General features: G+C 64.4%; 21 protein-coding genes and 1 rRNA gene. 11 read left to right on the top strand and 11 right to left on the bottom strand.

Annotation, left to right across the window (positions count from 1 at the left end):
• Positions 1-3 precede the first annotated feature (3 nt).
• From lpxD to VGR67_10000, 6 genes are read left to right on the top strand one after another with little or no spacing between them, the layout of a single operon-like run.
• Entirely contained in the window at positions 4-1,035 is a 1,032-nt protein-coding gene (lpxD, locus tag VGR67_10025) for a UDP-3-O-(3-hydroxymyristoyl)glucosamine N-acyltransferase (protein HEV8336742.1), read from the top strand.
• The gene (gene fabZ, locus VGR67_10020) at positions 1,035-1,475 is read left to right on the top strand and encodes a 3-hydroxyacyl-ACP dehydratase FabZ (GenBank protein ID HEV8336741.1); all 441 of its coding nucleotides are present in this window, start codon (positions 1,035-1,037) and stop codon (positions 1,473-1,475) included. The genes lpxD and fabZ overlap by 1 nt, the downstream gene beginning before the upstream one ends.
• Positions 1,472-2,254, top strand: coding sequence for an acyl-ACP--UDP-N-acetylglucosamine O-acyltransferase (gene lpxA / locus VGR67_10015; protein ID HEV8336740.1), 783 nt, complete (start codon positions 1,472-1,474; stop codon positions 2,252-2,254). The genes fabZ and lpxA overlap by 4 nt, the downstream gene beginning before the upstream one ends.
• Before the next feature lie 17 nt (positions 2,255-2,271).
• Entirely contained in the window at positions 2,272-3,204 is a 933-nt protein-coding gene (locus tag VGR67_10010) for a Gfo/Idh/MocA family oxidoreductase (GenBank protein ID HEV8336739.1), read from the top strand.
• Positions 3,201-4,292 carry a serine hydrolase domain-containing protein gene (locus VGR67_10005; GenBank protein ID HEV8336738.1) on the top strand — a complete coding sequence of 364 codons (1,092 nt, stop codon included), beginning with the start codon at positions 3,201-3,203 and terminating at the stop codon, positions 4,290-4,292. The genes VGR67_10010 and VGR67_10005 overlap by 4 nt, the downstream gene beginning before the upstream one ends.
• Before the next feature lies 1 nt (position 4,293).
• Positions 4,294-5,304 carry an energy transducer TonB gene (locus VGR67_10000; protein ID HEV8336737.1) on the top strand — a complete coding sequence of 337 codons (1,011 nt, stop codon included), beginning with the start codon at positions 4,294-4,296 and terminating at the stop codon, positions 5,302-5,304.
• 12 nt (positions 5,305-5,316) lie between these two features.
• Here the strand turns inward: VGR67_10000 and VGR67_09995 are convergent, their stop codons facing one another.
• The gene (locus VGR67_09995; GenBank protein HEV8336736.1) at positions 5,317-8,991 is read right to left on the bottom strand and encodes an FG-GAP-like repeat-containing protein; all 3,675 of its coding nucleotides are present in this window, start codon (positions 8,989-8,991) and stop codon (positions 5,317-5,319) included.
• Between the two features lie 212 nt (positions 8,992-9,203).
• Between VGR67_09995 and rsmD the strand changes: the two genes are divergently transcribed.
• The 3 genes from rsmD to VGR67_09980 all read left to right on the top strand — a co-directional run bounded on the left by rsmD (position 9,204) and on the right by VGR67_09980 (position 12,285).
• Positions 9,204-9,788 (top strand): 16S rRNA (guanine(966)-N(2))-methyltransferase RsmD, encoded by a 585-nt coding sequence (gene rsmD / locus VGR67_09990; protein HEV8336735.1) that lies wholly within the window; start codon positions 9,204-9,206, stop codon positions 9,786-9,788.
• A 56-nt stretch (positions 9,789-9,844) separates the two neighbouring features.
• Complete coding sequence (ybgF, locus tag VGR67_09985) at positions 9,845-10,657, top strand: tol-pal system protein YbgF (protein ID HEV8336734.1); 813 nt, start codon at positions 9,845-9,847, stop codon at positions 10,655-10,657.
• A gap of 194 nt (positions 10,658-10,851) precedes the next feature.
• Positions 10,852-12,285 carry a LysM peptidoglycan-binding domain-containing protein gene (locus VGR67_09980; protein ID HEV8336733.1) on the top strand — a complete coding sequence of 478 codons (1,434 nt, stop codon included), beginning with the start codon at positions 10,852-10,854 and terminating at the stop codon, positions 12,283-12,285.
• A 50-nt stretch (positions 12,286-12,335) separates the two neighbouring features.
• On the opposite strand, the gene amrA is transcribed toward VGR67_09980, so the two are convergent.
• Positions 12,336-12,914 (bottom strand): AmmeMemoRadiSam system protein A, encoded by a 579-nt coding sequence (gene amrA, locus VGR67_09975; protein HEV8336732.1) that lies wholly within the window; start codon positions 12,912-12,914, stop codon positions 12,336-12,338.
• A gap of 97 nt (positions 12,915-13,011) precedes the next feature.
• Here amrA and VGR67_09970 point away from each other — a divergent pair, with 97 nt between their 5' ends.
• Positions 13,012-13,215, top strand: coding sequence for a helix-turn-helix domain-containing protein (locus VGR67_09970; GenBank protein HEV8336731.1), 204 nt, complete (start codon positions 13,012-13,014; stop codon positions 13,213-13,215).
• An 8-nt stretch (positions 13,216-13,223) separates the two neighbouring features.
• Here VGR67_09970 and VGR67_09965 read toward each other — a convergent pair whose 3' ends face one another.
• The 9 genes from VGR67_09965 to rimP all read right to left on the bottom strand — a co-directional run bounded on the left by VGR67_09965 (position 13,224) and on the right by rimP (position 23,213).
• Positions 13,224-14,555, bottom strand: coding sequence for a hypothetical protein (locus VGR67_09965; protein ID HEV8336730.1), 1,332 nt, complete (start codon positions 14,553-14,555; stop codon positions 13,224-13,226).
• A gap of 13 nt (positions 14,556-14,568) precedes the next feature.
• Positions 14,569-16,734 carry a polyribonucleotide nucleotidyltransferase gene (gene pnp, locus VGR67_09960; GenBank protein HEV8336729.1) on the bottom strand — a complete coding sequence of 722 codons (2,166 nt, stop codon included), beginning with the start codon at positions 16,732-16,734 and terminating at the stop codon, positions 14,569-14,571.
• 206 nt (positions 16,735-16,940) lie between these two features.
• The gene (gene rpsO / locus VGR67_09955; GenBank protein ID HEV8336728.1) at positions 16,941-17,210 is read right to left on the bottom strand and encodes a 30S ribosomal protein S15; all 270 of its coding nucleotides are present in this window, start codon (positions 17,208-17,210) and stop codon (positions 16,941-16,943) included.
• Positions 17,211-17,358: 148 nt separating this feature from the next.
• Positions 17,359-18,279 carry a tRNA pseudouridine(55) synthase TruB gene (gene truB / locus VGR67_09950; protein HEV8336727.1) on the bottom strand — a complete coding sequence of 307 codons (921 nt, stop codon included), beginning with the start codon at positions 18,277-18,279 and terminating at the stop codon, positions 17,359-17,361.
• On the bottom strand, positions 18,276-18,644 hold the full coding sequence (rbfA, locus tag VGR67_09945) for a 30S ribosome-binding factor RbfA (GenBank protein ID HEV8336726.1): 369 nt from the start codon (positions 18,642-18,644) through the stop codon (positions 18,276-18,278). Before rbfA ends, truB begins: the two co-directional genes overlap by 4 nt.
• Before the next feature lie 5 nt (positions 18,645-18,649).
• Positions 18,650-18,934, bottom strand: a complete 285-nt coding sequence (locus VGR67_09940) for a DUF503 domain-containing protein (protein HEV8336725.1) — start codon at positions 18,932-18,934, stop codon at positions 18,650-18,652.
• A 47-nt stretch (positions 18,935-18,981) separates the two neighbouring features.
• Positions 18,982-21,291 carry a translation initiation factor IF-2 gene (infB, locus tag VGR67_09935; protein ID HEV8336724.1) on the bottom strand — a complete coding sequence of 770 codons (2,310 nt, stop codon included), beginning with the start codon at positions 21,289-21,291 and terminating at the stop codon, positions 18,982-18,984.
• A 28-nt stretch (positions 21,292-21,319) separates the two neighbouring features.
• Positions 21,320-22,705 (bottom strand): transcription termination factor NusA, encoded by a 1,386-nt coding sequence (nusA, locus tag VGR67_09930; GenBank protein ID HEV8336723.1) that lies wholly within the window; start codon positions 22,703-22,705, stop codon positions 21,320-21,322.
• Positions 22,706-22,748: 43 nt separating this feature from the next.
• Positions 22,749-23,213, bottom strand: coding sequence for a ribosome maturation factor RimP (gene rimP, locus VGR67_09925; protein ID HEV8336722.1), 465 nt, complete (start codon positions 23,211-23,213; stop codon positions 22,749-22,751).
• Between the two features lie 306 nt (positions 23,214-23,519).
• Here rimP and VGR67_09920 point away from each other — a divergent pair.
• Positions 23,520-25,079, top strand: a 16S ribosomal RNA gene (locus VGR67_09920).
• The last annotated feature ends 11 nt before the right edge of the window (positions 25,080-25,090 follow it).

Here is a 25,090-nt window from a genome sequence, read left to right as displayed (position 1 = left end):
TCGATGACGCTTGCTGAGATCGCCCGGAAAGTGGGGGGGCGGCTCGTGGGGCCCGATCGGAGGGTGCGGGCCGTGCGTCCGCTGGAGAGCGCGGGCCCGGAGGATCTCTCCTTTCTGGCCAACCCGCGCTACCGGCCCCAGCTGCGAGACTGCCAGGCGGCGGGCGTCCTGGTCGAGCCGGGCGTGGAGGCGGAGCATCTGAGCCTCGTCGTGGTGGATCGGCCTTACGTGGCCCTCGCCAAGGTGCTGTCGATGTTCGACGCCAGGCCGCGCCCGGCCGCGGGCGTCGACCCCCGCGCCTCCCTCCCGCCGGATTGCGATCTCGGCAAGGACGTGAGCATCGCGGCGTTCGTCTCGGCGGGAGCCGGTTGCCGAATCGGCGACCGCGCCGTCCTGATGGCGGGGGTCAGCCTTGGGGCGGGCGTGAGTCTGGGCGAGGAGGTCGTGATCCACAGCTCGGTGACGGTCTACGACGGCACGGCCATCGGCGCCCGCTCGATCGTGCACGCCGGAAGCGTGATCGGAAGCGACGGGTTCGGCTATGCCGAGGATCAAGGGACGCACGTCAAGATTCCCCAGCTGGGGAACGTCGTCATCGAGGAGGACGTCGAGATCGGAGCGAACGTCACGATCGACCGCGCCACGTTCGGGAGCACGCGGATCCGCAAGGGGACCAAGATCGACAATCTGGTCCAGGTGGGTCACAACTGCGACGTGGGGGAGAACACCGTCCTCGTGGCCCAAGTGGGCCTTTCGGGAAGCGTCCGGGTGGGTCGGGGGGTCGTGTTCGCCGGCCAGTCGGGATCGGTCGGCCACGTGACTATCGGCGAAGGAAGCCGCATCGGCGCGAAATCCGCCGTGACGGGCGATCTCGTTCCCGGGTCGTTCGTGGTGGGCTACCCGGCGCGCGATCACGCGGAGTGGAAGAGAATTCAGGCGACGCTGGGCCGGCTGCCGGAGATGCGGCGTCGACTGGCGCGGATCGAGCGCCTGCTGGAGGAGATCTCCGGGGGGCCTCGGAAGAAGGAGACTTGATGGAACCCCTGGATGTCCGGGCGATCATGGAGATCCTGCCGCACCGCTACCCCTTTCTTCTGGTGGATCGGGTGCTCGAGCTGGAGGAAGGGAAGCGGATCGTCGCGCTGAAGAACGTCTCGTCCAACGAGCCGTTTTTCCAAGGTCACTTCCCCGGAAATCCCATCATGCCGGGCGTCCTCGTGGTCGAGGCGATGGCCCAGGCGGGCGCCGTGCTGCTCCTCCACACGCGGCCGGAGAGCCGCGGACGCGTCGTCTACTTCGCCGGAATCGACAAGGCGAAGTTCCGGCGCCCGGTGGTTCCCGGCGATCCTTTGCGCCTCGTGGTCGAGGTCCTGAAGCTGCGGACGCGAACCTGCCTGATGCGCGGGGAAGCCCACGTCGGGGAGAGCATGGTCGCCGAAGCGGAGATCTTCTCATCGCTGGGAGGGGCCCCATGAGCCAGGGCAGCATCCATTCTTCGGCCATCGTCCACCCCGACGCGAGAATCGGGATGGGCTGCCGCATCGGCCCCTTTTCCGTGGTGGGCGCGGGCGTGACCCTCGGTCCGGAGTGCGAGCTGATATCGCACGCCGTCGTGGACGGACGGGTGGAGGTCGGAGAGGGATGCCGCTTCTTCCCGTTCTGCTCGATCGGCCTGGAGCCTCAGGACTTGAAATACCGCGGAGAGCCGACCCGGGTCGTCATCGGACGCCGCAACACGTTCCGGGAGTTCGTGACGGTTCACAGCGGCACGCAAGGGGGGGGCGCGGTGACCACGATCGGGGATCGGAATCTGTTCATGGCCTACACTCACGTGGCCCATGACTGCCGCGTGGGAAGCGACACCATCTTCGCCAACGCGGCGACCCTGGCGGGGCACGTCACGGTCGAGGATTTCGCGGTCATCGGGGCGTTTTCCGGGGTCCATCAGTTCTGCCGGGTCGGCGCGCACGCCTACATCGGCGGCTATTCGGTGATCACCCAGGATGCTCTTCCGTACGTTTTGACCGTGGGCAATCGGGCGAAGGCCTACGGAATGAACCTCGTGGGGCTGAAACGCCGGGCTTTCAGCGAGGAGAGCATCGCCGCGCTGCGCCAGGCCTACCGCCTCCTCTTTCAGAGCAATCTCACGACCACCCGGGCGCTGGAGCGCATCGATGCGGACCTGGGAGGGATCCCGGAGGTCGCCTACCTCGCGTCCTTCATCCGCTCCTCGGAGCGAGGGATCGTGAAGTAAGGCGCGGGAGCGGAGTCATGGCAATCCGGATCGCCGTGATCGGCGTGGGATACCTCGGCCGGCATCACGCCCGGCTTCTGCACTCCCTTCCGGAGGCGGAACTCTGCGGAGTGGTCGACGCGGATCCGGCTCGGGCCCGCGCGGTGGCCGCCGAATTCGCGACGCGCTCCTATCTTTCCCTGGATGATTTGCCCCCCGACCTCCAGGCCGCGACGATCGCGGTTCCCACCGCGGCGCATCGATCGGTGGCCGTCGCCTGCCTGAAGCGCGGCTGGAGCGTCATGGTCGAGAAGCCCTTGGCCGCCTCTCCGCGGGAGGGTAAGGAAATCGTGCAGGCCGCGGAGCAAGCCGGCAGGATCCTCCAGGTGGGTCACACCGAGCGCTACAATCCGGCGTTGCGGGCGTCGGTCTCCAGGATCCTCCGCCCCCGTTTCGTGGAAGCCCACCGTCTCGGGACGTTCGCGGCCCGCAGCCTGGACGTGGACGTCATCCTCGATCTGATGATTCACGATTTGGACCTGGTTCGCAGCTTCGATCCGAGCCCCGTCGTGTCGGTCGCGGCCGTCGGGGTACAGGCGCTGACCGACAAGATGGACATCGCCAACGCCCGAATTCAGTTCGAATCGGGTTGCGTGGCCAACCTCACGGCGAGCCGAATCAGCACGGACCGCGTCAGAAAAATCCGCATTTTTCAGAACGACAGCTACCTCGGCATCGACACCGCGGCCCAGGAGGTCGCTTGCTACCGGCTCGATCGGCAGGGGGGGAGTCCGAGAATCGTCCAGGATACGGTTCCCGTCGCGAAGGACGAGCCGCTGCGGGTCGAGCTGGCTTCTTTTCTCGAAGCGGTAGCCCACCGGCGGCGGCCGATCGTCTCCGGGGAGGACGGTCTGGCCGCGCTGGAGCTCGCCGAACGGGTGCGATCCGTCCTCCGCGAAGGAGGGACATGAAGCACGGGGGCGTGGAGCGATTCCTCCGGGAGAAAATCGAGGGCGGCATATTTCCCGGCGCGCGCTACCTGATCGCCCGGGGAGAAACGCTCCTTCAGGAGGGATGGCTCGGGCACAGCGTCGTGACGCCCGAGGAGCGTCCGGTCGGGCCGGACACGATCTACGACCTCGCCTCCCTCACGAAGCCCCTGGTCACCGGGACGCTGGCCGCGCTCATGTCCTCCCGGGGCGCCCTCGATCTCGAGGAGCCGGTGGAAGGCCTTCTTCCCGAGCTCGCCGGCCGCTGGATTGGCCGGGCCACCCTGCTCGATCTCCTGGCCCACCGCTCCGGCCTTCCCGCCTGGCAGCCGCTCTATCTGAGGGCGTCGGATCGCGAGGGCTATCTGTCTCAAATCGGAGCGCTGCCTCCCGATTACCGCCCCCGGACGCGGGTGGTTTACAGTTGCCTGGGATACATCCTTCTCGCCCTCGGCCTGGAGCGCCGCGCGGGAGCCTCGCTCGCCGCGCTCGCCGCGCGGGAGGTCTTCGGACCCTTGGGACTCCAGGACACGGGCTACCGGCCCGCGCCGCGGCTCCGGCCGAGGGTCGCGGCCACCGAGGAGGGAAACGCCAGAGAGCGGGAGCTGATCGGAGAATCTTCGGGAGACTTTCGCGGATGGAACCGCGGGCTCATCTGGGGCGAGTGCCACGATCTCAACGCCTGGACCCTTGGCGGCGTGAGCGGCAATGCGGGACTGTTCTCGAGCGCCGGGGACCTCCATCGCCTCTCGAGCGAGTTCCTCGGGCGCGGCACCGGCCTTTTCAACGCCGCGTGCCACGAGCTGTTCCGCCGGGACCTGACGCCCGGGCTCAACGAGAACCGTTCGGTCGGCTGGCAGCTCGCCGCCACGCCGGGCGCCTCGGCGGGGCCGTTTCTCTCCTCCGGAGCGTTGGGCCATACCGGCTTCACGGGGACCTCGCTATGGATCGATCCGGCCGGAGAGCGGATCTTCATCCTCCTCACGAACCGGGTTCATCCGAAATACCGGCCCGACGACATGAACGCCGTCCGCCGCGAATTCCACCGGCTCGCCCTGCAGGAGCCTTGACGTGACGCAATCCGGACTCTTCACGGTGCGCTCGGCGCGCCGGTTCCAGATCGGACCCGGAGGAGCCTTCCTCATCTCGCTGCTCTTCCATGCCCTGCTGCTGGGCTGGGTCCAATTCGGGGGAGCCGCGAAGTTCTTCGTCGTCCCCGCCTCGGAGGCAGCGCTCGCCTCTCCGGCGTCTCCGCGATCGTCGCAGTCGCTGGAATTCACCTTCGTGGACGTCCCGGAGGATCGGGAAGTCCCCGAGAACGCGCGCGCGCGCCTGCTTTCCGACAAGACGCGCGAGGCGAGCCAGAAGCTTCCAACGCCACCCGACGCCAGCGAGCTGGGGCCGGACCCCCATTCGGAAGGGAACTCACCGCTCCGGCAGGTGGCCCGCCCGGGGGCTCCCGCCCCTCCGCCCGTGCCGCGCGGGATGCCTTCGCCCCGGGGGGCGGGCCGACGCTCGTCCTCCGTGCCCGGGGGGCCCGTCGCCGGCGGGGAGGCGCAGCCTGGAGAAGGAGAGCAAGAGGAGGCGGGCGCCTCGAGGCGGGAAGGGACGGCGGGGAAGAGGGGGGAGGAGACAGGGACCGGGGAGGATCGGCGCGAAGCGTTCCGCAAGGCGCTCTCCCAGCTCGAATCGGGAACCTACGATTTCAGCACCTTCGACAACTCGGCCTACCTCCAGGGAGGGAATTACGGGACCCTCTCCTTCGACACCAAGGGATTCGACTGGGGGGACTATGCGCGGCAGCTCTACTTGATCATCAAGAAGAACTGGTACGACCGCATTCCGATCGCGGCCTACTACGGACAGAAGGGGAAGGTTTTCATCCGTTTCGTCATCGAGAGGGACGGGAGCGTCACCGATCTCGCGGTGATCCGCTCCTCGGACATCCCGCCGTTCGATCTCGCGGCGGAGAACGCCATCCGCGCCAGCCATCCTCTTCCGGCGCTCCCGTCGAACTTCCCCAAGGAGCGGGAGGGGGTCACGTTCGGCTTCTACTACAATCTGCCCATCGATCAGCCTTGACGGGAAGGTCCTTCAAGGCGGAACGTCGCTCCCGAACTGCGACGTGATGTAGACGAGATCGAAGCCGTCGATCTTTCCATCCAGGTTGACGTCGGCTCCCAGCAGCGAGTCGTAGCCGGGATTGCCGCGCGCCAGGCCGAACCCCTTGGCCCAGACGGCGAGATCCCGCCCGTCGACGCGGCCGGACCCCCGGCAATTCCCGGCCCCGCCGCAATCGGCGTCGCTGCGGCAGGGACTGTTCGGAGTGGTCCCTCCCGAGCAGGTCGTGATATCGGCCCTTTCCTGGATCACGTTCGCGAGAAGCAGCGGGTTGTTCAAGGGTTGGCTGACTCCCGCCAGCTCGGGGACGCTGCGGACGATGTCGCGCACCATGTCCCCGCTCCGCAGCGAACGCAGTGGCGCGGGAAGCTGCACCGGTGAGAAGGAGGGATCGGACAGGAAGAACCCGTCGCCCTCCCCCAGGAAAACGTCGACCGTCGAATCTCCGGCGTTGGCGACCGCGAGATCGACGATGCCATCGCCGTTCAGATCGGCCGCCACCAGCTCCCGGGGCTGGCTACCGGTCGGAAGGGGAGTGAGAGGAACCCACGATCCCGGCGGGGATTGAATGAAGATCTCGAGCTGATCCGACGCCTCGTCGATCATGGCCAGATCCAGCACGTTCTCGCAGGCGTCCCCGATTCCATTGAAGTTGACGTCCTCCTGCCCGGGGTTGTAGGTGTCGGGGCAGTTGTCGCGGATTCTCTTCGCGGTCGCGATTCGATCGCCGTCCGGATCACTTTCTTCGTCGCAGGCGTCCCCGACTCCATTGCCGCTGGAATCGCGCTGGTCGGGGTTGTAGCGCGTCGGGCAGTTGTCGCCCGCGTCGACTGCGCCGTCCGAGTCGTTGTCGTCGGAGGGGTTGGCGGCGCTGGGATTGAGATCGCACGCGTCCCCGATCAGGTCGCCGTCCGTGTCGGTCTGCGAAGGGTTGTAGACGTCGGGGCAATTGTCCTGCCTTTGCTCGACCCGCGTGACCACGAAGTCATGGTCGCCGAGGCAGGTACCCCCGGGGCAGCCGGCGTCCGAAAGACACAAGGCGCCATCGTTGGGGCCTCCCGCGCACAGGGCCTCGGGATCGACCTGGCTGCAGGCATCCCCCATTCCGTCTCCGTCCGCGTCGGTCTGGGCGGGATTGTACCGGGTGGGACAGTTGTCTTTGAGATTGGCGATTCCATCCATGTCGAGATCGGCCGAGTTGACCTCCAGGGCCGCCAAGGCGCCGGGAGCGGCTCCGGCGGCGACCGGCGAGAGAGGGAGGAACTGGCCGCTTCCGTCCCCTGCGAACACCTGGAAATTGCCGCTTCCCCGATTCGTCACCGCGAGGTCCGGGAAGGTGTCGCCGGAGCTGAAATTGCCGACCACCGCCGAGGCTGGATCCGTTCCGGTCGGCAGCGCTACGGAAGGCAGGAATCCCCCCTCGGGCTGGCCCAGAAAGATTTCTCCCTGAACGGAGCCTCCCTCGAGGACGACGACGTCGAGGGCATGATCGCAGGCGTCCCCGACGCGGTTGACGTCGAGATCGCCCTGCGTCGGATTGTAGAGATCGGGGCAATTGTCGTTCTTGTCAAAGATTCGGTCGGCATCCGGGTCGGCCGTCGCGCTGTCGCAATCGTCGCCCCGGCCGTCCGACACGCTGCAAGTTCCTCCGCCCGGACAATTGGGATCGATGCTGCAGGCTGCCCCGGGGTTGGTCCCGCCCAAACAGGTCAACCCTCGAGTCTCCGTCTGGGCCGGGTTGTAGCGGGCGGGGCAGTTGTCGGTGGCGTTGGGAACTCCGTCCCGGTCGGCGTCCTGAGGATTGAGATCGGTCGCCATAATCGTCGTGGCGACCCCCGCCAGCGGGACGGGAGCAAGCGGCAGGGTGCAGGTGCTGGAGGGGCAATCCCCGTCGCCTGAGCAGACCTTGCCGGCATTGGTCCCGGCGGCGCAGTGGCCGAACGAGAGGGAGAAAGCGCACTCTCCTCCCGGACAAGCCGCGTCCGAAGCGCAGTGTCCCCCGGCATTGGTTCCTCCTCCGCATCGCCCCGCAGGGAAGCCGAAGGTCGCGCCGCCGCTGCCCTTCAGCATGAACATGGCGGGGGAGCTCCCCAATCCGGCCGATCCGTCGGCGTCGGCGAGCGCCACGAGAGCGTCGACGAGGGCATCGCGATCGAAATCTCCCAGGACGATGGAGGTGGGATCCGTACCCGCGCCCAGCGGCGTGGCGCGCCGCTTGAAGAAGAACCCGTTGTCCAGGGAGCTGAAGGTCTGCAGCGTGGGATCGGCGTCGGAAACCACGGCGAGATCGTCGCCGAACCCGGCATCGAGACCCCCGACCGACAGCTGCACCGGATGCCGGGTCGCCGTGATCGGAGACAGGGGGTTCTCGACGAAAGGGGTTCCCCCGCCGCCGTCGAAAAGGGTCAGGGAATAGCTTCCGAAATTAGCCAGGGCGAGTCGATCGACGATGCCGTTGGCGTCCCGATCCATCAAGGCGATGGCCCGGGGGTTGCGGAGGGTCGTTCCGGCCCCTCCTAATACCTCGGGGTCGAGGAAGCCCCCGGCAGCGCCCGCAGCGGGATAGAGAAACACGGTGTTCGAGCCGAAATTCACCACGGCCAGATCGTCGAACCCCGCCGCGCCGAGTCCCATCCGGCCGGCGGCGAGATCGATGGGGGCGTCATCCAAGCTCACGACGAGAACGGCGCCGTCGAGGAAGGTGCCGTCACCGTTGCCGCGAAGCATCGAGACGCCGCCCACCTGGGGAGTCTCCGACGGATCCTGAGGGTTCTGGCGGCCGCCCTCGAGAAGGACCACCAAATCGACGAAGTCGTCGGCGGCCCCCGGGGCCTGATCGTCGTTGAACCGGCCTACCTCGATCGTGGTGGGGTGACGTCCGAGCGTCTTCATCACAGGAGGCTTGAACGTGCCGTTACCGTTTCCCAGCAGGACCGCCAGGAGATCGGTGTTCCGCTGCGTGACGGCGATATCCATTTTGCCGTCCCGGTTGAAGTCTGCGGCCGCGATTCCATACAGGCCGACGTCGTCGAGTTGGGCTTTCTGGGATGCGGTACGGGCGTCGATGCTGCGGAGAAAGCCGAACGTTCCGTCTCCTCTTCCAGAGAAGAGATAGACCACCTCGTCCTGATCGTTGGTCACCGCCAGGTCCGGCCGCGTGTCGCCGGTGAAATCCGCTATGGCCAGGGTCTGGATCGATCGACCGACGATGAGATTGGGAGTCGCCCGGAAAACCAGATCGGGGTCGGAGAGGCGAATTGAAAGGGAACGAGCCACGCGATCCAGGACAACGGCATCCATCCGTCCGTCTTTGTTCACGTCGGCGGTGGCGATGAAGGTAGGGCCTTCCAGGACCACGTGCGGTGAGGGGCTGCGCTCCACGTAACCCCCGAGCGCGTCTTCCTGGAAAAGAGAGAGATCGCTGGCGGCGAGATTCGTGACCAGGAGATCGAGGCGGCCGTCGGCGTTGAAGTCGCCGGCCGCGAGGTCGCCCTCCCGATCGACGAAGCCCGGACGCAGCGCCAGAACCCCGTGCGCTCTAGCCGGGGGAAACCCCTCGAGAACTCCCAAAGCCGCGACGAAAAAGAGCAGGAAGCTCCGAAGAGCTGGGCGGCAGCCCGATCGACGAGGGACGATGGACGGCTCCAATCTCAGAAAATCCCGGCAGAGGAGATAGGAACTTTCGTTTAATCAGAAGCTTAAGCATGGTAACCGCAAGATCTGCCCGAGTCAAGAATGGCCTCATCGCCAGGCTGGAAGCCGCGTCCCGAGCACCGCGGCTTGACCAAAGCGGAACGCGACCCTATTCTCTCCGCCGATGGGATAGCTGCCTGGCATGAACCTGCCTTCCCAGAGGCGCCATGGGAAACCTGCGAGTCATCGGAGGCGAAAAAAGAGGGTTTTCTCTCGCTTCCCCGCCAGGGTTCGACGTGCGCCCGACGTCGGCGCGGGTCCGGGAGGCTCTCTTCGACATCCTGGCGGGGGAGATTCCGGGAGCGGGCTTCCTGGAGCTCTACGCCGGGACGGGAGCCGTGGGCATCGAAGCGTTGAGTCGCGGAGCGCGCCGCTGTGTTTTCGTGGAAGCGAGCCACCGCGGGGCAAGGGCGATCCGAGACAACCTGGAGGCCTGCGGTTTCAGAGCCTCAGGGCGAGTGATCGCCGGACCTCTGCCGGCGGCGCTGCGGCGCGTGCCCACCGGCGAGGCGTTCGACATCGCCTTCCTGGATCCGCCCTACGGAGATCGAGGCACGGCGGCAACACTCGACGCGCTCGGCGGGTGGGAGGGGCTCTCGCGCGAGGGGCGGCTGGTTCTCGAGCACCGAAAATCCTGGGAGCCGCCGCGGCACGCCGGGACGCTGGTCCTCCGGCGGTCCGTCCGGTATGGCGACACGGTCCTGTCGTTTTATGATCGACGCGAGCGTCCGGCGGCGCGACGGAAGGTTTGACCCGATCAGAAGCGGCCGATATAATGCCGCGCGGGACGAAGGGAGGTCGGAAGCCGGTGAGAATCAGTTCCTACGCTCGCGTGATGAAGCTCGTGCCCCTGGCCGGTTTCATCGTCTTCACGGCGGGATGCGTCGCGCGGCAGGACACGGTGCTTCGGACCGAGATCCAGGACTTGCAGAATCGTATCTACGAGCTCCAGAAGCGCAACGCCGAATCCCAAGTCGAAATTCAAGAACTGCGGGAAAGGGCGGGGAAGCGAACGCCCGGCGCGCCGGGGGCTCCGGGCGCGCAGAATCCGGGGGCTGAGGCGGGAGTGGGATTCGAATCCGAACCGGCCGTCACCGGCTCCACGATCGACCTCGGCGAATCGGGCCCGACCCGGAACGTGGAATCCGCGGCCGATTCCGGGGAGGCTCCATCCCAGCCGTCCGGCTCCGAACCCTCCGAGCAAGCCGCGCCTTCCGAAAGCGCTCCGCGATCCGGAAACGCCGAGGCGGACAAGATCTACGTCGAGGGATACGCGCAATTCAACTCGGGGAACTACGACGCCGCCGAGACGGCGTTCCAGCGTTTTCTGACCCAGTCCCCCGGAAGCGATCTGGCGGACGACGCGCAATACTGGATAGGGGAGTGCTATTTTTCTCGCAAGGACTACCGCCGGGCGATTTTGGAGCTCCGTAAAGTGGTCGACCAGTTCCCCTTCGGGAACCGCGTGCCGCATGCCTTCTTGAAAATCGGTCTTTCCTACCTCGCCCTGGGGGATCGCGATCGGGCGGCCGAAAACCTCGAGACCGTCGTCCAGGCGTTCCCCAAAAGCGATGTCGCGACGGTGGCGCGCGCCACGCTCGACGAGATTCGCAAGCCCTGACGCTCTAAATCGCCGCCTTCAAACCAATTAACCCGTACCCTCCCGAGGGCGGGCCCGCCGGCGCGCGGATCCGCTTCCCGCCCCGCCAGCCGCGGAATCGTAATTGCTCGCTGAAACCTTGACAGTTCAACTTGTAGTCCTATCTTTCAAGGGGGATAGGTGCACGGCCGAGCGTCTTTCATGGGAGAGTGCGCATGAGCAAGGCGAGTTGGATATGCAAGGCCGGGTTCCTCCCGGCTCTTCTTCTTGTGGCCCTGGCTCTTCCCGGCTGGAGCGATGATCAGACCCAGAAGAACCCCGCTGCCAGTCCAGCGTCGGCCGAGGATCAGCCCGAGGCGGTTGCCACCGACGAGGCGCAAAAGCCGGCGCCACCCCCGGCGGCTGCGCCGCCTGCCGCGGCTCCGACGGCGAAGGCTCCGGCTCCAGCGGCCGCCATCCAGACTCCGCAGGAATCTCCCACACCCCCCACCCATCTCCACAAGGTGGGCGATCATTGGACGCCCTACGAGCCGCCGGATCCCGAGTCCTTCCCCGAGGGGGCCACGGTGCATATCATCGTGAGCGGGGACAATCTCTGGAACCTCGCGAACACGCATTTCCAGAATCCTTACCTCTGGCCCCAGATATGGAATGAGAACCGTTACATCCTCGACTCCCACTGGATCTATCCGGGGGATCCGCTGATCCTCCCTCCCCGGCCGACCGTCGTCTCCGAGATCGTCCCGGCGACGGGACAGACCGCGCCTCCCCTTCCTCCGGCCCCGGAAGGCCAGGAGGAGAACCCTCCGGAGACGGCCGAGCCTGAGGAGATCGCCCAGGCGGCCGTTCCCGAGACGCCCGAGCGGGAGGTCGACTCGGCTCAGGCGGTCTCGGCAGGGGACATCTACTGCACCGGGGAGATTCGGCACGACTACAAGAAGACCGATCTCTACATCGCGAATGAGGAGCAGGAGGAGAAGGCGGGCCTCACGGAGGGGGACCTGGTCTACCTGAACGCCGGACGCGACGGAAACAAGGTCCAGCCGGGAGAGGAGCTCCAGATCATCGTCAAGGACGAAGAGGTCTTTCATCCGGTTACCGACCGGTGGCTTGGAACGTACGTGCGCCGGGCCGGACGGCTGAAGGTACTGGCGGTGCAGGAAAACACCTCAATCGCCCAGATCACCCAGACGTGCGGAAACCGGATCGAGGTCGGGTTCGAGCTGGAGCCGATCCAGCAGTTCGCGATCCCGGAGTACCACGAAGCGCCCTTCGATCGTCTGGACGTGGAGCCGAGCGGCAAGTCCAACGGCTATGTGGTCCGCGTTCAAGACGGAAGGAACCAGGCCACTACCGGCAACGTCGTCGACGTGGACCTCGGCTCGAAGGACGGCCTGAAGCCGGGAGACATGCTGCAGGTTTACTTCCGGAGCACGCCCCCCGTCAACCACGGGGTGAAATACCGCTACAAGTGGGGGAATCGGCGATATGAGAGCCAGGATCTTCGGGACGACGACGCGAACCTGCTCTTCCCGCGCAAGCCGGTCGGGCAGCTCCTGATCCTGACGACCGGGGAGAAAACCGCCACCGCGAAAGTCATGTACACCGTTCGCGAGATCGAAGTCGGAACCGCGGTCGAGATTCGCTGAGAATCCTGCGACGCCGAGGGCGGGCTTTGGGCCCGCCCTTTGGTGTTGGATCACGCCCGCCGCTCGTCGACGATTTCCGCCGTAAAGATGAACAGGCTCTCCGCCAGATCCCTCCAGGCATCGGCCGGGAGACCCGCCTTCCGGCAGACCTGCCGCAAGAGGGTTTCACGGTCCCAGCCCCGCCCGACCGGAACTTGCGGAAGCAGCAGGCCGTGCCGGCGGCCGGCCCGGATCAGGACGCCGTGGCGACCGATCTCGATCTCCTCCGGGGTGGCGACCGGAAAAAGGGGCGATAGCAGGGAGATCTCGCACCGCAGTCCGGGCAACTCTTCGGCAATCACCGGGGGAAAGCGACGATCCTCGGAAGCCGCCGCGATGGCGCAATGAACCAGAGTACGATCCAGGGTCTCCGCGGGCTCCACGACTCCGATGCAGCCGCGCAGCTTCCCGTCGATGAACAGAGAGACGAACGCGCCGCAGCGACGGGAGAAGAGAGGCGTTCTCTCGGGAAGCGCGGGCTGTCGTCCCTGACGGACGAAGGTCTCGACGCTCCTGCGAACCAGCGCGGTCAGCATGAGTCGCTCGGCCGCGGCCAGGCGAGCCGGCGAGGGATCCTGCAACGGGCTCATGACGATCCCATGTTATGATGCGCCATCCCTGAGTCCAACACGTCGCGCCGTTCGCGCGGCGACCCGCGGCATGAGCCATGAGCTGATAGGAGCGAGCGTGACCAACAGGCTGCAGGCCATCGTGGAGGAGCTGTTCCAAAGTGGAATCAAGCTGAATCACGCGCTGAAGGAGTTCGAGAAGCGGTATATCCAGACGGCGCTCGCCGGAAGCCGCGGCAACCGGTCGCTGGCGGCGAAAACGCTCGGGATCCACCGCAACACCCTGGCGCACAAGATTCACCACCACCGACTGGCGCGGTAGCGGCTCGTTCAGATCATCTCGATCTTGTTGCGGAGGATGAGTATTTCAAGGGCCAGGGAGGCCTTCTGGGCGAGGCGGCGGAAGAGCAGGATGTCGGGCTCCTCGCGGCGCCCGGTCCCGTTGTCGCCGTACAGCAAGGCGATGAGGCGTCCCTTGATCTGAATGGGGATGAGGAGCACCCGCTCCGGAACCTCCGTCCCGAGGTCCCGGTAGAACTGGCGGTTGGCCGGAAGGTCGGGGACGGGGCCGAAATAGAATTCACTGCCCATCCGGAAATAAGAGAAAATCGAAGAGGCGCTGAAGGCGATCGTCGTGGCGCGGATCCGGCCCGGATCGAATCCTTCTCCCCGGCCTCCCCACCCGATGACCTTCTCTTGCATCACCACGAAGAGAGCCGTCCGAACGAAGCGGGCCCCCGAGAACGCCGCGAGGGCCTCAAAGATCTCGTCGCGTCCCGCACTGTTCTTCAGCCTCTGGGAGAGCTCCTCGAGAGAGGCGGGAGGCGGGGGGGGCACCAAGGTGAGCGACGGCTTGGCGGCGGTTGCGGGGGTCCTTCCGGCGCGGAAGGCTGGCTCGTGCTCCATCACAGGCCCGCGCGCTCCGGGTCCCCCGGAGGCGGGAGGGGAGGGGACGGCGGCGGACTCCTGCGCCGTTTCCTGGTCTCTCCACTCTTCGATGGTCCGGGGGAGCGGCGCGGAGGGCTCCGGAGCGGACTCGGCGGCCTTCGGGACGGCTTGAATCTCCGCGTCGCCGGCCGCGGAAATCGGGCGGCCGTCGAGCCCCAGCTCCTCCCGGGGCGGCGTGGAAGACGCCGACGGCGTCGGCAAGGGCGAGGGGAGCGGCGCCGGCTGGGCCCGATCCTCCCCGTCGAAGTCCTCGTCCCGGTCTGCGAGCGGGATCGTTTCGCGAACCGGCCGCGGGAACTGGTAGTACTTCTCAAGAGCGTCGAGAAGGACGTTTTCGGAGGAGACCCACGCCTCCACCTGCAGGCCCGTGAGAAAGGCAATCTCGTCCAGAACCAGGATGTCCCGCGGATTCATGATGGCGAGCTGGAGCTTGCGTCCCGCCACGGCCAGCGGGACGACTTGGTGCTTGCCGGCCATCGCACGGGGAACCATTCGGAGAACTTCGGGGGAGACGTCCGAGAACCTCTCGGCGGTGGCGAACGGGGCCTGGAAGGTTTCGCTCAGGTACTGGCCGAGAGTCTCCTCGTCCACGTAGCCGAGCTTGATGAGGCTGGAGCTGAGATAGCCCCCGTAGAAGGACTGGTCCAGAAGCGCCCTCTTGAGCTGAACCCCGGTGATTCTTCCCCTGGCGATCAGCCAGCTCCCGAGCTTCATCTCGCGGCTCCCTTCAGCGCGGTCGGCGGTGCGGTCTTCCCGCGTGGCGGGACTCCGCTTGCCGCGGAGGCGGCGGAGGCTCCGCGCCTCCCGTCTCCCCGCGCTTCTCCCGCAGCACCGCCTTGCGGCTCAAGCGAATCCGATCCCCGTCGACGTCGATCACCTTGACGAGAACCTCCTCGCCTTCCTGGATCTCGTCCGTCACCTCCTTCACGCGGTGCTCGGCGATTTCGGAGATGTGGAGCAGGCCCTCGATGCCGGGCAGAATCTCCACGAACGCGCCGAAGGCGACGATCCGGATTACCTTCCCGAGATAGGTCTTGCCGATCTCGGCCTCCGCGGTGATTTCCTTGATGATCTCGATGGCCTTCAGGGCCGAGGCCTCGTCGACGGAAGCGATATCCACCTTTCCGTCGTCGTCGATGTCGATCTTGCAGCCCGTGCGCTCGATGATGGAGCGTATCATCTTGCCGCCCGGGCCGATGACCTCCCGGATCTTGTCCTTGGGAACGCGAATGCTGAAGATGCGCGGAGCGTACATCGAAATATTGGTACGGGGGGCGGAGAGCGCGGAATCCATGACCTCCAGGATGTGCATCCTGCCCCGGTTCGCTTGCGCCAGCGCCTTTTCGAGGATCTCCCGGCTCAGGCCCTGGACCTTGATGTCCATCTGGAGGGCGGTGATCCCTTTTCGTGTCCCCGCGACCTTGAAATCCATGTCGCCGTAATGGTCCTCGGAGCCGGCGATGTCGCTGAGGATCGCGTAACGCTCTCCCTCCTTCACGAGCCCCATGGCGATCCCGCCGACGGCGGCCTTGAGGGGAACGCCCGCGTCCATCAAGCAGAGGGATCCGCCGCAAATGGAGGCCATGGAGGAGGAGCCGTTCGATTCCAAGATGTCGGACACGAGACGGATCGTGTAGGGGAATTCCTCGTCGGCGGGCATCATCGGACGGATCGCTCGCTCGGCCAGGGCGCCGTGGCCGATCTCCCGTCGTCCCGGACCTCGCAGGAACTTGACCTCTCCGACGCTGAACGGAGGGAAGTTGTAATGCAGCATGAAACGCCGCTCCGATTCTCCTTCAAGCCAGTCGAGCGTCTGGGCATCCTCCGAGGTCCCGAGGGTGGCCGTCACGAGCGCCTGCGTCTCGCCTCGCGTGAACAGCGCGGATCCGTGCGTCCGCGGCAGGAAGCCGACTTCGCAGGTGATGGGACGGATCTCCTCGAATCCACGATCGTCGAAGCGCTTGCCCTTCTCGATGATCTCGGCCCGAGCCAGTTTCTTGTGCGTCTCGTGGAAAACCGCCTTCACGAAGGAACGCGTCTCGGCGGGCTCCTCCGGGTAGCTGTCCGCCAGGGCTTTCTCCATTTCGGCGATCTGCCGGTAGCTCTGAATCTTCGTCTTGATCTTCATCGCCTCCCAGAGAGGCTGGGAGATTTTCTGCTCCACCTCGCTCCTGAGATTCGGAGGAATCTCGACGACGGCAGCCTTGCGCTTAGGAATTCCGATCTCGTCCCGGAGCTCGTTCTGGAGAGCCACCAGCTTGACGATCTCAGCCTGTCCGAACAGGATGGCGTCGATCATCTCGCGCTCCGAAACCTCGTTGGCCCCCGCCTCGACCATCACCAGCTCCGTGGCGCTGCCGACGACGACGAGGTCGAGACGGCTCTTCTCGAGTTGCGTCGTAGTAGGATTGATGATGAACCCGCTTTCATCCAGACCGACGCGGACCGCCGCGATCGGCGTCTCGAAGGGAATGTCCGAGATCGTCAGGGCCACGGAGGCCCCGGTGACGGCGAGGATGTCGGGATCGTTCTCGAGATCGGCGGAAAGGACCAGGGCGACGACCTGGGTCTCGCACCGCCACCCTTTGGGGAAGAGCGGGCGGATGGGGCGGTCGATCATTCGGGACGTCAGCGTCTCTTTCTCGTTCGGGCGGCCCTCCCGCTTGAAGAACCCTCCTGGGATCTTGCCGGCGGCGTAGGTATTCTCGCGATAGTCGACCGTGAGAGGAAGGAAATCGACGCCCACCCTTTCCTTCCGATCGGCCGTGGCCGTGACGAGCACCACGGTGTCCCCTTGCCGAATCAGGACGGATCCATCCGCTTGTCTCGCGACTTTTCCCGCCTCGATGGAAAGACGATGGCCGCCGATACTGGTCTCTTTCCGGATACTCAAATCACGACCTCCAGGATGTTGGGGGGAACCGGCGGCTCACTGCACGGGAAGGAGCATTCCTCGAGTCCGGACAGAAGGGGCGAATGATCAAAAATTAAGGGTGTGAGCGGGAATGATTGATGAGTAACGATGAGACCTAGAAAACCCTTAATTGTTCGATGAACCTCGGCCCTTGCGTCCGGATCCGGAACGGGCAGGCTTCCGCATTACTTCCGGATTCCCAGTTTCTTGATGAGTTCTTTGTAACGATCCGCGTCCTTGCGCTTGAGGTAATCCAGGAGCCGGCGACGAGTGCCCACCATCATGAGCAACCCGCGGCGGGAATGATGATCCTTCCGATGACTCTTGAAGTGCTCGGTGAGGTGCTCGATGCGCTCGCTCAGGAGCGCCACCTGGACCTCGGGCGATCCCGTGTCGCCAGGATGGGTTTGATAGGATTCGATGATGCCGCCCTTTCTCTCCTTCGGTATGCTCAAATTTCCACCTCCAGAATCAAGGGAGTTCAACGCCCGACGCCCCCCACGGAGAATTCACGAATCGAAACTCCAACGGATGACACGCGGCGCAGAAACTCTAGCATAGGATGCTGAGCCGGTGCAAACATGAAAAGGCGTCAAGCCCCTTTCAATCCTGAAGAAAAACGATCTGAGGCTGGATCAGCGGCACGTCCGATCCATCCGGGTGGGAGAGCCGTCCGATGGCGACGAGCTCTCCGGTCTCGTTCTCGACGCGGCAAGGACCCGGGCTCAAGCTCGAGCGGGAAGGCAGGATCTCCCGCACCCCGAGCGCCCGGCCGTTCTTGACCGCCTGGAGCCCCTGTCGATTCGCCACGACCGTGCCAAAGCCCAAGGGCACCCGCTCCAGCGGAATGAGAATCTCCGGAAACTGCCCCTCCCGGACCTTCTGCGCCAGAAGATCGAGATTGACGGCTCCGGAGATTTGGAAATCGCCGCAAGCGGTGCGCCGCAAGGAATGGAGGTGGGCTCCGCAGCCGAGCATCTCTCCCAAATCGTGAACCAGGACCCGTATGTAGGTGCCCGGGGAGCTCTTCACCTCGAACCGGAGGTCGCTCCCTTCCATCTCGAAAACTCTCAGGAAATGAATGACGACCTGAATCGGCGCGCGAGGAACGTCGAGCTGGCGGCGGGCGAAGCGGTACAGGGGCACGCCGCCATGCTTCTTCGCCGAGTAAATCGGCGGGACCTGGGTGATCGGGCCGCTGAGCGAACGGACGGCCACCATCAGCTGCTCCCGGGAGAATTCCACCGATCGCTGGGGACCGAGAGGACGCCCCTCCCGATCGTGCGTGTCCGTCGCCTGCCCGAACCGAATCGTTCCCGCGTAGGTCTTGTCCGAGGAAGTAAGAAACCGGGACAAGCGTGTCGCCTTGCCCAGGCAAATCGGCAGCAGTCCCGTCGCCATCGGGTCCAGGGTCCCCGTGTGGCCGACCCGCTGGAATCCGACGATCCGCCGCACCCGGTCGACGACGTCGTGAGAGGTGACGCCCTCTTCCTTGTCGATCAGCAGGACGCCGCTTGCGTTCATTCCTCTTCCCCTTCCTCGCCCCCGGCGCCGCGAATCTGCTCCAGGAGCTCGTCGATCCGGTTGCCGGTCGCGGCGGCCTCATCCAGGACGAAGACGATTTCGAGGTTCCGACGCAACCGTAGCTCCCGGAAAACCGCCCTTTGAAGGTAGCCGGCCGCGCGGTTCAGCGCTTTCAGGGTCTGCTGGCGGGCCGCATCGGTCCCGAACACGGTGAAGTAGATTCTCGAATGGGTGAGGTCGGGGCTCACCTCGGCGCGGGTCAGCGTCACGAACCCGACGCGAGGATCCCGGATGTCCCGCAACAGAAGCCTGGAGATTTCGCTGCGAAGCTCGTGGGCCAGACGTTCGCGCCGGGGGCTGGTCATGGGAATCAGGTCAGGTACTCGATTTCGAAGTTCACCACTTCGCCCGGCACCTCGCTCTCCACGATGCCCCGGACCTTCCCGAAGCACGACTCCAGAGGCTCGTGGCCCGCCGCGATGGAGACGATGCCCAGAGTCGCGCGCTGCCATAGATCCTGATGGTCAATCTCGGCGACCGAAACGTTGAACCGGCTCTTCAGCCGGTCTTTCAACCTTCGCAGGACGCGCCGCTTGTCCTTGAGCGAGTGAGATGCGGAGAGATGGATCTCCACGATGCACAGTCCGACGTTCATGAAGATCCCGCGATCTTAGGAGACGACCGGAGGCCAGGGCGCGGCTCTCAGAGGCTCTTCGGAATGATCTTCTCGAGCTTGAAGGCCTCGATCACGTCGCCGACCTTCAAGTCGTTGAATCTTTCCAGTGAGATGCCGCACTCGTAACCGGACTTGACCTCCCCCACGTCCTCCTTGAACCGCTTGAGGGAAGCCATTCTGCCTTGGTGCACGATGACGTTGTTCCGAAGCAACCGCACCTGGCACCCTCGCAGCATCTTTCCGTCCACCACATGGGTCCCCGCGACCATCCACACCTTGGGGATCTTGAACAGGTTGCGGACCTCCGCCCGGCCCAGATACTGCTCGTGAAACGTCGGATCCAGCAGACCGACCATGGCGTTCTTGATTTCGGTGTGGACGTCGTAGATCACGGTGTGCAGCCGTATGTCGACCTTTTCCTTTTCGGCGAGCTCCGCGGCCGAGCGGTCCGGCCGGACGCTGAACCCCACGATGATGGCGTTGCTGGCGGAGGCCAGCAAGACGTCCGTCTCGGTAATCGCGCCCGTCGCGCTGTGGATGATGCGCACCTTGACCTGATCGGTGGAGAGGTCGGTCAGGCTCTTGGCGAGCACCTCCACCGAGCCTTGGACGTCTCCCTTCAGGATGATGGGAAGCTCCTTGATGGAGCCCTCCTTGATTTGCTGGAACAGGTGATCCAGCGTCAGCCTCGAGGACTTCGCGAGGCCTTCCTGCCGTATCTTGGATTGGCGGAAGCTTCCGATTTGGCGGGCCTTCAGCTCGTCCACCACGACCTGGAAGGGGTCGCCCGCCCGCGGCACCCCCTGCAGCCCCAGGACTTCGGCGGGAATCGAGGGGCCCGCTTTCTGGATCTTCCGCCCCCGGTCGTCGAACATGGCGCGCACCTTCCCGTTCGCGGCGCCGGCGATGAACGCGTCGCCCGGGTGAAGGGTTCCCTCCTGGACCAGAATCGTGGCGACGGGGCCGCGATACTTGTCCAGCTTGGCCTCGAGGATCGCACCCGTCGCCGGCACGTCGGGATCGGCTTTCAGCTCGTGCAGATCGGCGACGAGCAGAATCATGTCCAGGAGATCGTCGATGTGGAGCTTCTGCTTGGCGGAGATGGCCACGCTGACGATGTCTCCCCCCCAGTCTTCGACGAGGAGGTTGTGATCCGAGAGGGCTTTCTTGACTCGGTCGAGATTCGCGCCGGGCTTGTCGATCTTGTTGATGGCGACGACGATCGGGACTCCGGCGGCGCGGGCGTGATCGATCGCTTCGACGGTTTGCGGCATGACTCCGTCGTCGGCCGCGACGACCAACACCACGATGTCCGTGACTTTGGCCCCCCGCGAACGCATCAGCGTGAAGGCCTCATGGCCCGGGGTGTCGATGAAAGTGATGCCGCGTCCGCGGACTTGGACATGGTACGCGCCGATGTGCTGGGTGATCCCGCCGTGCTCCTGCTCGATGATGTTCGACTGACGGATCGCGTCGAGAAGCGATGTCTTGCCGTGATCGACGTGCCCCATGATGGTCACGACGGGATCCCGGGGGCGGAGCTTCGAAGGGGCGCTGCCCGTCCGGTGCTCGCGGATGGCGTCCTCCTCGAAGGAGATGATGCGCGCCTCATAACCGAACTCCCTGCATATCTGCTTCGCCAGCTCGACATCCAGCGGCTGGTTGATAGTCGCGAAGATGCCCTGGTCGAGGAGCTTCTTGATGATGTCCTTCGACTTCAGGCCGGTTTTCTCGGACAGCTCTTTGACCGTCACTCCTTCGGTCAGAATGACGTCTCGCGGCGGAGAAGGGGGCAGCGGCGCCGGACGCGGCGCGGCGGGACGCTCGGAGACGATGGGCGCCGGCGGATGAGGTTTCACGGCGGTCAAGGGGATCTCGGAGACGGCCCGAGGCGCCGAGAGGGAAGAGGCGGAGCGAGCCGGCGCGGCGGGCAAATCCTGGGGCTGCCCCTTGCCGATGCTACGTGCCGGCGGAGCCTTCGAGGGGGCGGGTCGCACAAGGGGTTTGACCGTCGCTCCCGGTGCCGGTTTGGCCGCGCTCGGTTCTGCCGGTCGTGGCGTGGCCTTCTTGGCCGGCGTGAGCCCCGTCTTCGGCTTGGAAGGTTTCGCAGAGGGCCGCGCGCCGGAAGCGGGCGCGGGCGCGGCTGCCTCCGGGCGCGCCACTTCCGGCTTCGCCGCCGCGGGGGCGCTCTTCGACCGGAAGCGCTCGACGAGACTCTCGTCGATGCTGCTCAAGTTCGACTTGATTTCGATGCCGTTTCGGCGAAGGAGGTCGGCGGCCTCGTCGTTCGAGATTTTCAGCAGCTTCGCCAGCTGATAAACGCGGATTTTCCCCATACACCATCCTTCTCCCGCTCACGGGAGGTTATTCCTCTTCGGTCGCCCCGGGCTGGGCCTCGGCGATCAGGGCCGTATCCTCGGCGGATTCGCCGCCCGATTCGGAAGCGGCCGCCTCGATCGGCTCCTCCTCGGGGGGTTCCGGGGGCGCGAGCGGTGCGTCCAGAACCTCCCGCAGCGTAATCATGATCTTCTCGGCGGTTTTCGGACCGATCGAAGGGACCGCCGTCAGCCCTTCCATGCCGACGGCCAGCACGCTCCCGATCGTCGTGAATCCGGCCTCCAGGAGTTTTTGCATGGACTTGAAGCTGAGATCCTCGACGGTTTCAAGAGGACGGTTGGCTCGCGCCATCCGCTCCATCTCCATCTCCACCTCTCTCTTCTTGTCCTGCTCGCTCTTGATGTCGATGCGCCATCCCACCAGCCGCGAGGCCAGTCGGACGTTTTGGCCCTTTTTCCCGATGGCCAGAGAAAGCTGATCGTCGTCGACCACGACTTCCAGCACCTTGCCTTCCATGTCCACGATCGAGACGCGATTGATCCGAGCGGGGTTCAGCGCGTGCGTGACAAAGGAGTTGATCTCGGCGGAGTACTGGACGATGTCGATCTTCTCCCCGCGAAGCTCCCGGATGATGGACTGCACCCGCGATCCCTTCATGCCGACGCACGCTCCGACCGGATCGACGTCCTTGTCCTTGGAGCGCACCGCGATCTTGGCCCGATCGCCGGCGTCCCGAACCGCCACCTCGATTTTGACCGTTCCATCGTAGATCTCGGGCACTTCCATCTCGAACAACTTGATCAGCAGCCGGGGGTCGGTGCGGGAGAGGATGATCTGAGGACCCTTGGCGTTTCGATCGACGTCCACGATGATCGCGCGAATCCTGTCCCCCTGGTTGTAGTGTTCGGCCTTCGACTGCTCCTTCTTGGGAAGCACCGATTCGGTCTTGCCCAGATCGACGACGATGCTGCCTCTCTCGAAACGCTTCACCACGCCGTTGATCAGCTCGCCGAGCCGGGCGCTGTATTCCTTGTAGACATTCTCGCGCTCGGCCTCTCGGACTTTCTGGAAGATGATTTGCTTCGCGGCCTGCGCGGCGATTCTTCCCAGGCCCTCCGTCGGCTTGGGGATTTCAAGGACGGACTCGAGGTTGACCGTCGGATCCAGCTGCTCCGCATCTTCGAGCGATATCTCCAGATCGGGATTGAGCACGCTTTCCACGACTTTCTTCTTGGCGAAAACCTCGAGAGAACCGCTTTCCCGATTGAATCGCGCGCCGATCTCTTCTTTGGTCCGGTAGTATTTCTTGGAGGCCGCGGCGTACGCGTCTTCCACCGCGCGGATGATGACGTCGACTTCGATACCCTTCTCCCGCCCCACCTGTTCGATGGCCTGGATGATTTCACTGCTCATTGCGATTTCCCTCGATCGCTCGTTGAAGCGCCGCGGCTTCGTCTCAGAATTCAACCTCGAGCCGCGCCTTGGATATTTTCTGCCTGGGGATAGCGTACTCGGCTTCCTTATCGTCGATCAGCCTGGCGACGCCCGATTCGAAGCCCTGCAGCCTCCCGACGAAGTGCCGGCGCCCCTCGATGGGCTCGAACGTCGAGAGAGCCACTCGCTTGCCAATGAATCGGCGGAAATCGTCGTCGCTTCGCAGGGGCCTGTCGAGTCCGGGGGAAGAGACCTCGAGCGTGTAGGCGCCCTCGATCAGATCCTGCACGTCCAACTCCGCCCCCATCTGCTCGGAAACGGCCTGGCAATCGCCCAATGTCACGCCTCCGGGCTTGTCGATGTACAGCCGGAGGAACCAGCCTCCGCGCTGCCTTTCGAGGTCAACCTGAACCAGCTCCATCCCGGCGGCCTCCGCGACCCTGTGTCCCAAATCGCTTATTTTTGCGAATGTTTCGCCTTTTTGCACGGAGCGGCCTCGTTACCGGGGCGGACTCAAGCTGCGGCTCTAAGAAAAAAAAAGTGGGCAGACGCGGCCCACTCCAAGGGACGACGTATCGTACAATAGAGGCACCTGCGAAAGCAAGATCCGAAAAATCCTCAAAAAAGTGTTGACACATGCCTGTCGCTTCAGTAACATGGCGATCCCTCGAAAACACCTGCGTTCTTTGAAAACTAAATAGGACGTGCGTACGTCCCAAGTTATCCTGAGACCTTGCAGTAAATTCAGGTCAAGCAATCCGGATAATCCTCGCCCGAAATGGGCGTGAGATTTTAATTGGAGAGTTTGATCCTGGCTCAGAACGAACGCTGGCGGCGTGCCTAACACATGCAAGTCGAACGAGAAAGGGGTAGCAATACCCCCGGTAAAGTGGCGAACGGGTGAGTAACACGTGGGTAACCTGCCCTCGAGCTCGGAATAACCCGCCGAAAGGCGGGCTAATACCGGATAAAGTTTCTGGTTCTTCGGGACCGGCAACCAAAGATGGCCAATGCTTGCAAGCTATCACTTGAGGAGGGGCCCGCGGCCCATTAGCTAGTTGGCGGGGTAATGGCCCACCAAGGCGACGATGGGTAGCCGGCCTGAGAGGGCGATCGGCCACATTGGAACTGAGACACGGTCCAGACTCCTACGGGAGGCAGCAGTGAGGAATCTTGCGCAATGGGCGAAAGCCTGACGCAGCAACGCCGCGTGGGTGATGAAGGCCTTCGGGTCGTAAAACCCTGTCAGGTGGGAAGAATCGGGTGGGAGCCAATACCTCTCGCCCTTGACTGTACCACCAGAGGAAGCCCCGGCTAACTCCGTGCCAGCAGCCGCGGTAATACGGAGGGGGCCAGCGTTGTTCGGAATCATTGGGCGTAAAGGGCGCGTAGGCGGCCGGGTAAGTCTGACGTGAAATCCCTTGGCTTAACCAAGGAATTGCGTCTTAAACTGTCCGGCTTGAGTCCGGGAGAGGGTAGTGGAATTCCCAGTGTAGCGGTGAAATGCGTAGATATTGGGAGGAACACCGGTGGCGAAGGCGGCTACCTGGACCGGTACTGACGCTGAGGCGCGAAAGCTAGGGTAGCAAACAGGATTAGATACCCTGGTAGTCCTAGCTGTAAACGATGGGCACTTGGTGTAGCGGGTATCGACCCCTGCTGTGCCGAAGCTAACGCATTAAGTGCCCCGCCTGGGGAGTACGGTCGCAAGGCTGAAACTCAAAGGAATTGACGGGGGCCCGCACAAGCGGTGGAGCATGTGGTTCAATTCGACGCAACGCGAAGAACCTTACCGAGGCTTGAACTGTCGGTGACAGCCCTGGAAACAGGGTCTTCCTTCGGGACGCCGGTAGAGGTGCTGCATGGCTGTCGTCAGCTCGTGTCGTGAGATGTTGGGTTAAGTCCCGCAACGAGCGCAACCCTTGCCCTTAGTTACCATCGGGTCATGCCGGGGACTCTAAGGGGACTGCCCCGGAAAACGGGGAGGAAGGTGGGGATGACGTCAAGTCCTCATGGCCTTTATGTCTCGGGCTACACACGTGCTACAATGGGCGACACAAAGGGTTGCAATGCCGCGAGGCTGAGCTAATCCCAAAAAATCGTCCTCAGTTCGGATTGGAGTCTGCAACTCGACTCCATGAAGTTGGAATCGCTAGTAATCGCGGATCAGCACGCCGCGGTGAATACGTTCCCGGGCCTTGTACACACCGCCCGTCACATCACGAAAGTCGGTTGCACTCGAAGTCGCTGAGCTAACCCGCAAGGGAGGCAGGCGCCTACGGTGTGATCGATGATTGGGGTGAAGTCGTAACAAGGTAGCTGTAGGAGAACCTGTGGCTGGATCACCTCCTTTCTAAGGAGCTT

The organism is Candidatus Polarisedimenticolia bacterium, from assembly GCA_036004685.1.
Lineage (GTDB): Bacteria > Acidobacteriota > Polarisedimenticolia > Gp22-AA2 > AA152 > DASYRE01.
The sequence above is the reverse complement of the archived record's forward strand: the minus strand, read 5'-3'. Positions and strand labels throughout refer to the sequence as shown.

Bases quoted from the DNA above. Each gene is read 5' to 3' on its own strand.
- VGR67_09940 (HEV8336725.1), bottom strand. From the start codon at position 18,934: ATGAACGTCGGACTGTGCATCGTGGAGATCCATCTCTCCGCATCTCAC.
- VGR67_09980 (HEV8336733.1), top strand. From the start codon at position 10,852: ATGAGCAAGGCGAGTTGGATATGCAAGGCCGGGTTCCTCCCGGCTCTT.
- VGR67_10005 (HEV8336738.1), top strand. From the start codon at position 3,201: ATGAAGCACGGGGGCGTGGAGCGATTCCTCCGGGAGAAAATCGAGGGC.
- infB (HEV8336724.1), bottom strand. From the start codon at position 21,291: ATGGGGAAAATCCGCGTTTATCAGCTGGCGAAGCTGCTGAAAATCTCG.
- fabZ (HEV8336741.1), top strand. From the start codon at position 1,035: ATGGAACCCCTGGATGTCCGGGCGATCATGGAGATCCTGCCGCACCGC.
- amrA (HEV8336732.1), bottom strand. From the start codon at position 12,914: ATGAGCCCGTTGCAGGATCCCTCGCCGGCTCGCCTGGCCGCGGCCGAG.
- nusA (HEV8336723.1), bottom strand. From the start codon at position 22,705: ATGAGCAGTGAAATCATCCAGGCCATCGAACAGGTGGGGCGGGAGAAG.
- truB (HEV8336727.1), bottom strand. From the start codon at position 18,279: ATGAACGCAAGCGGCGTCCTGCTGATCGACAAGGAAGAGGGCGTCACC.
- VGR67_10010 (HEV8336739.1), top strand. From the start codon at position 2,272: ATGGCAATCCGGATCGCCGTGATCGGCGTGGGATACCTCGGCCGGCAT.
- VGR67_09965 (HEV8336730.1), bottom strand. From the start codon at position 14,555: ATGAAGCTCGGGAGCTGGCTGATCGCCAGGGGAAGAATCACCGGGGTT.
- lpxA (HEV8336740.1), top strand. From the start codon at position 1,472: ATGAGCCAGGGCAGCATCCATTCTTCGGCCATCGTCCACCCCGACGCG.
- rbfA (HEV8336726.1), bottom strand. From the start codon at position 18,644: ATGACCAGCCCCCGGCGCGAACGTCTGGCCCACGAGCTTCGCAGCGAA.
- rsmD (HEV8336735.1), top strand. From the start codon at position 9,204: ATGGGAAACCTGCGAGTCATCGGAGGCGAAAAAAGAGGGTTTTCTCTC.
- lpxD (HEV8336742.1), top strand. From the start codon at position 4: ATGACGCTTGCTGAGATCGCCCGGAAAGTGGGGGGGCGGCTCGTGGGG.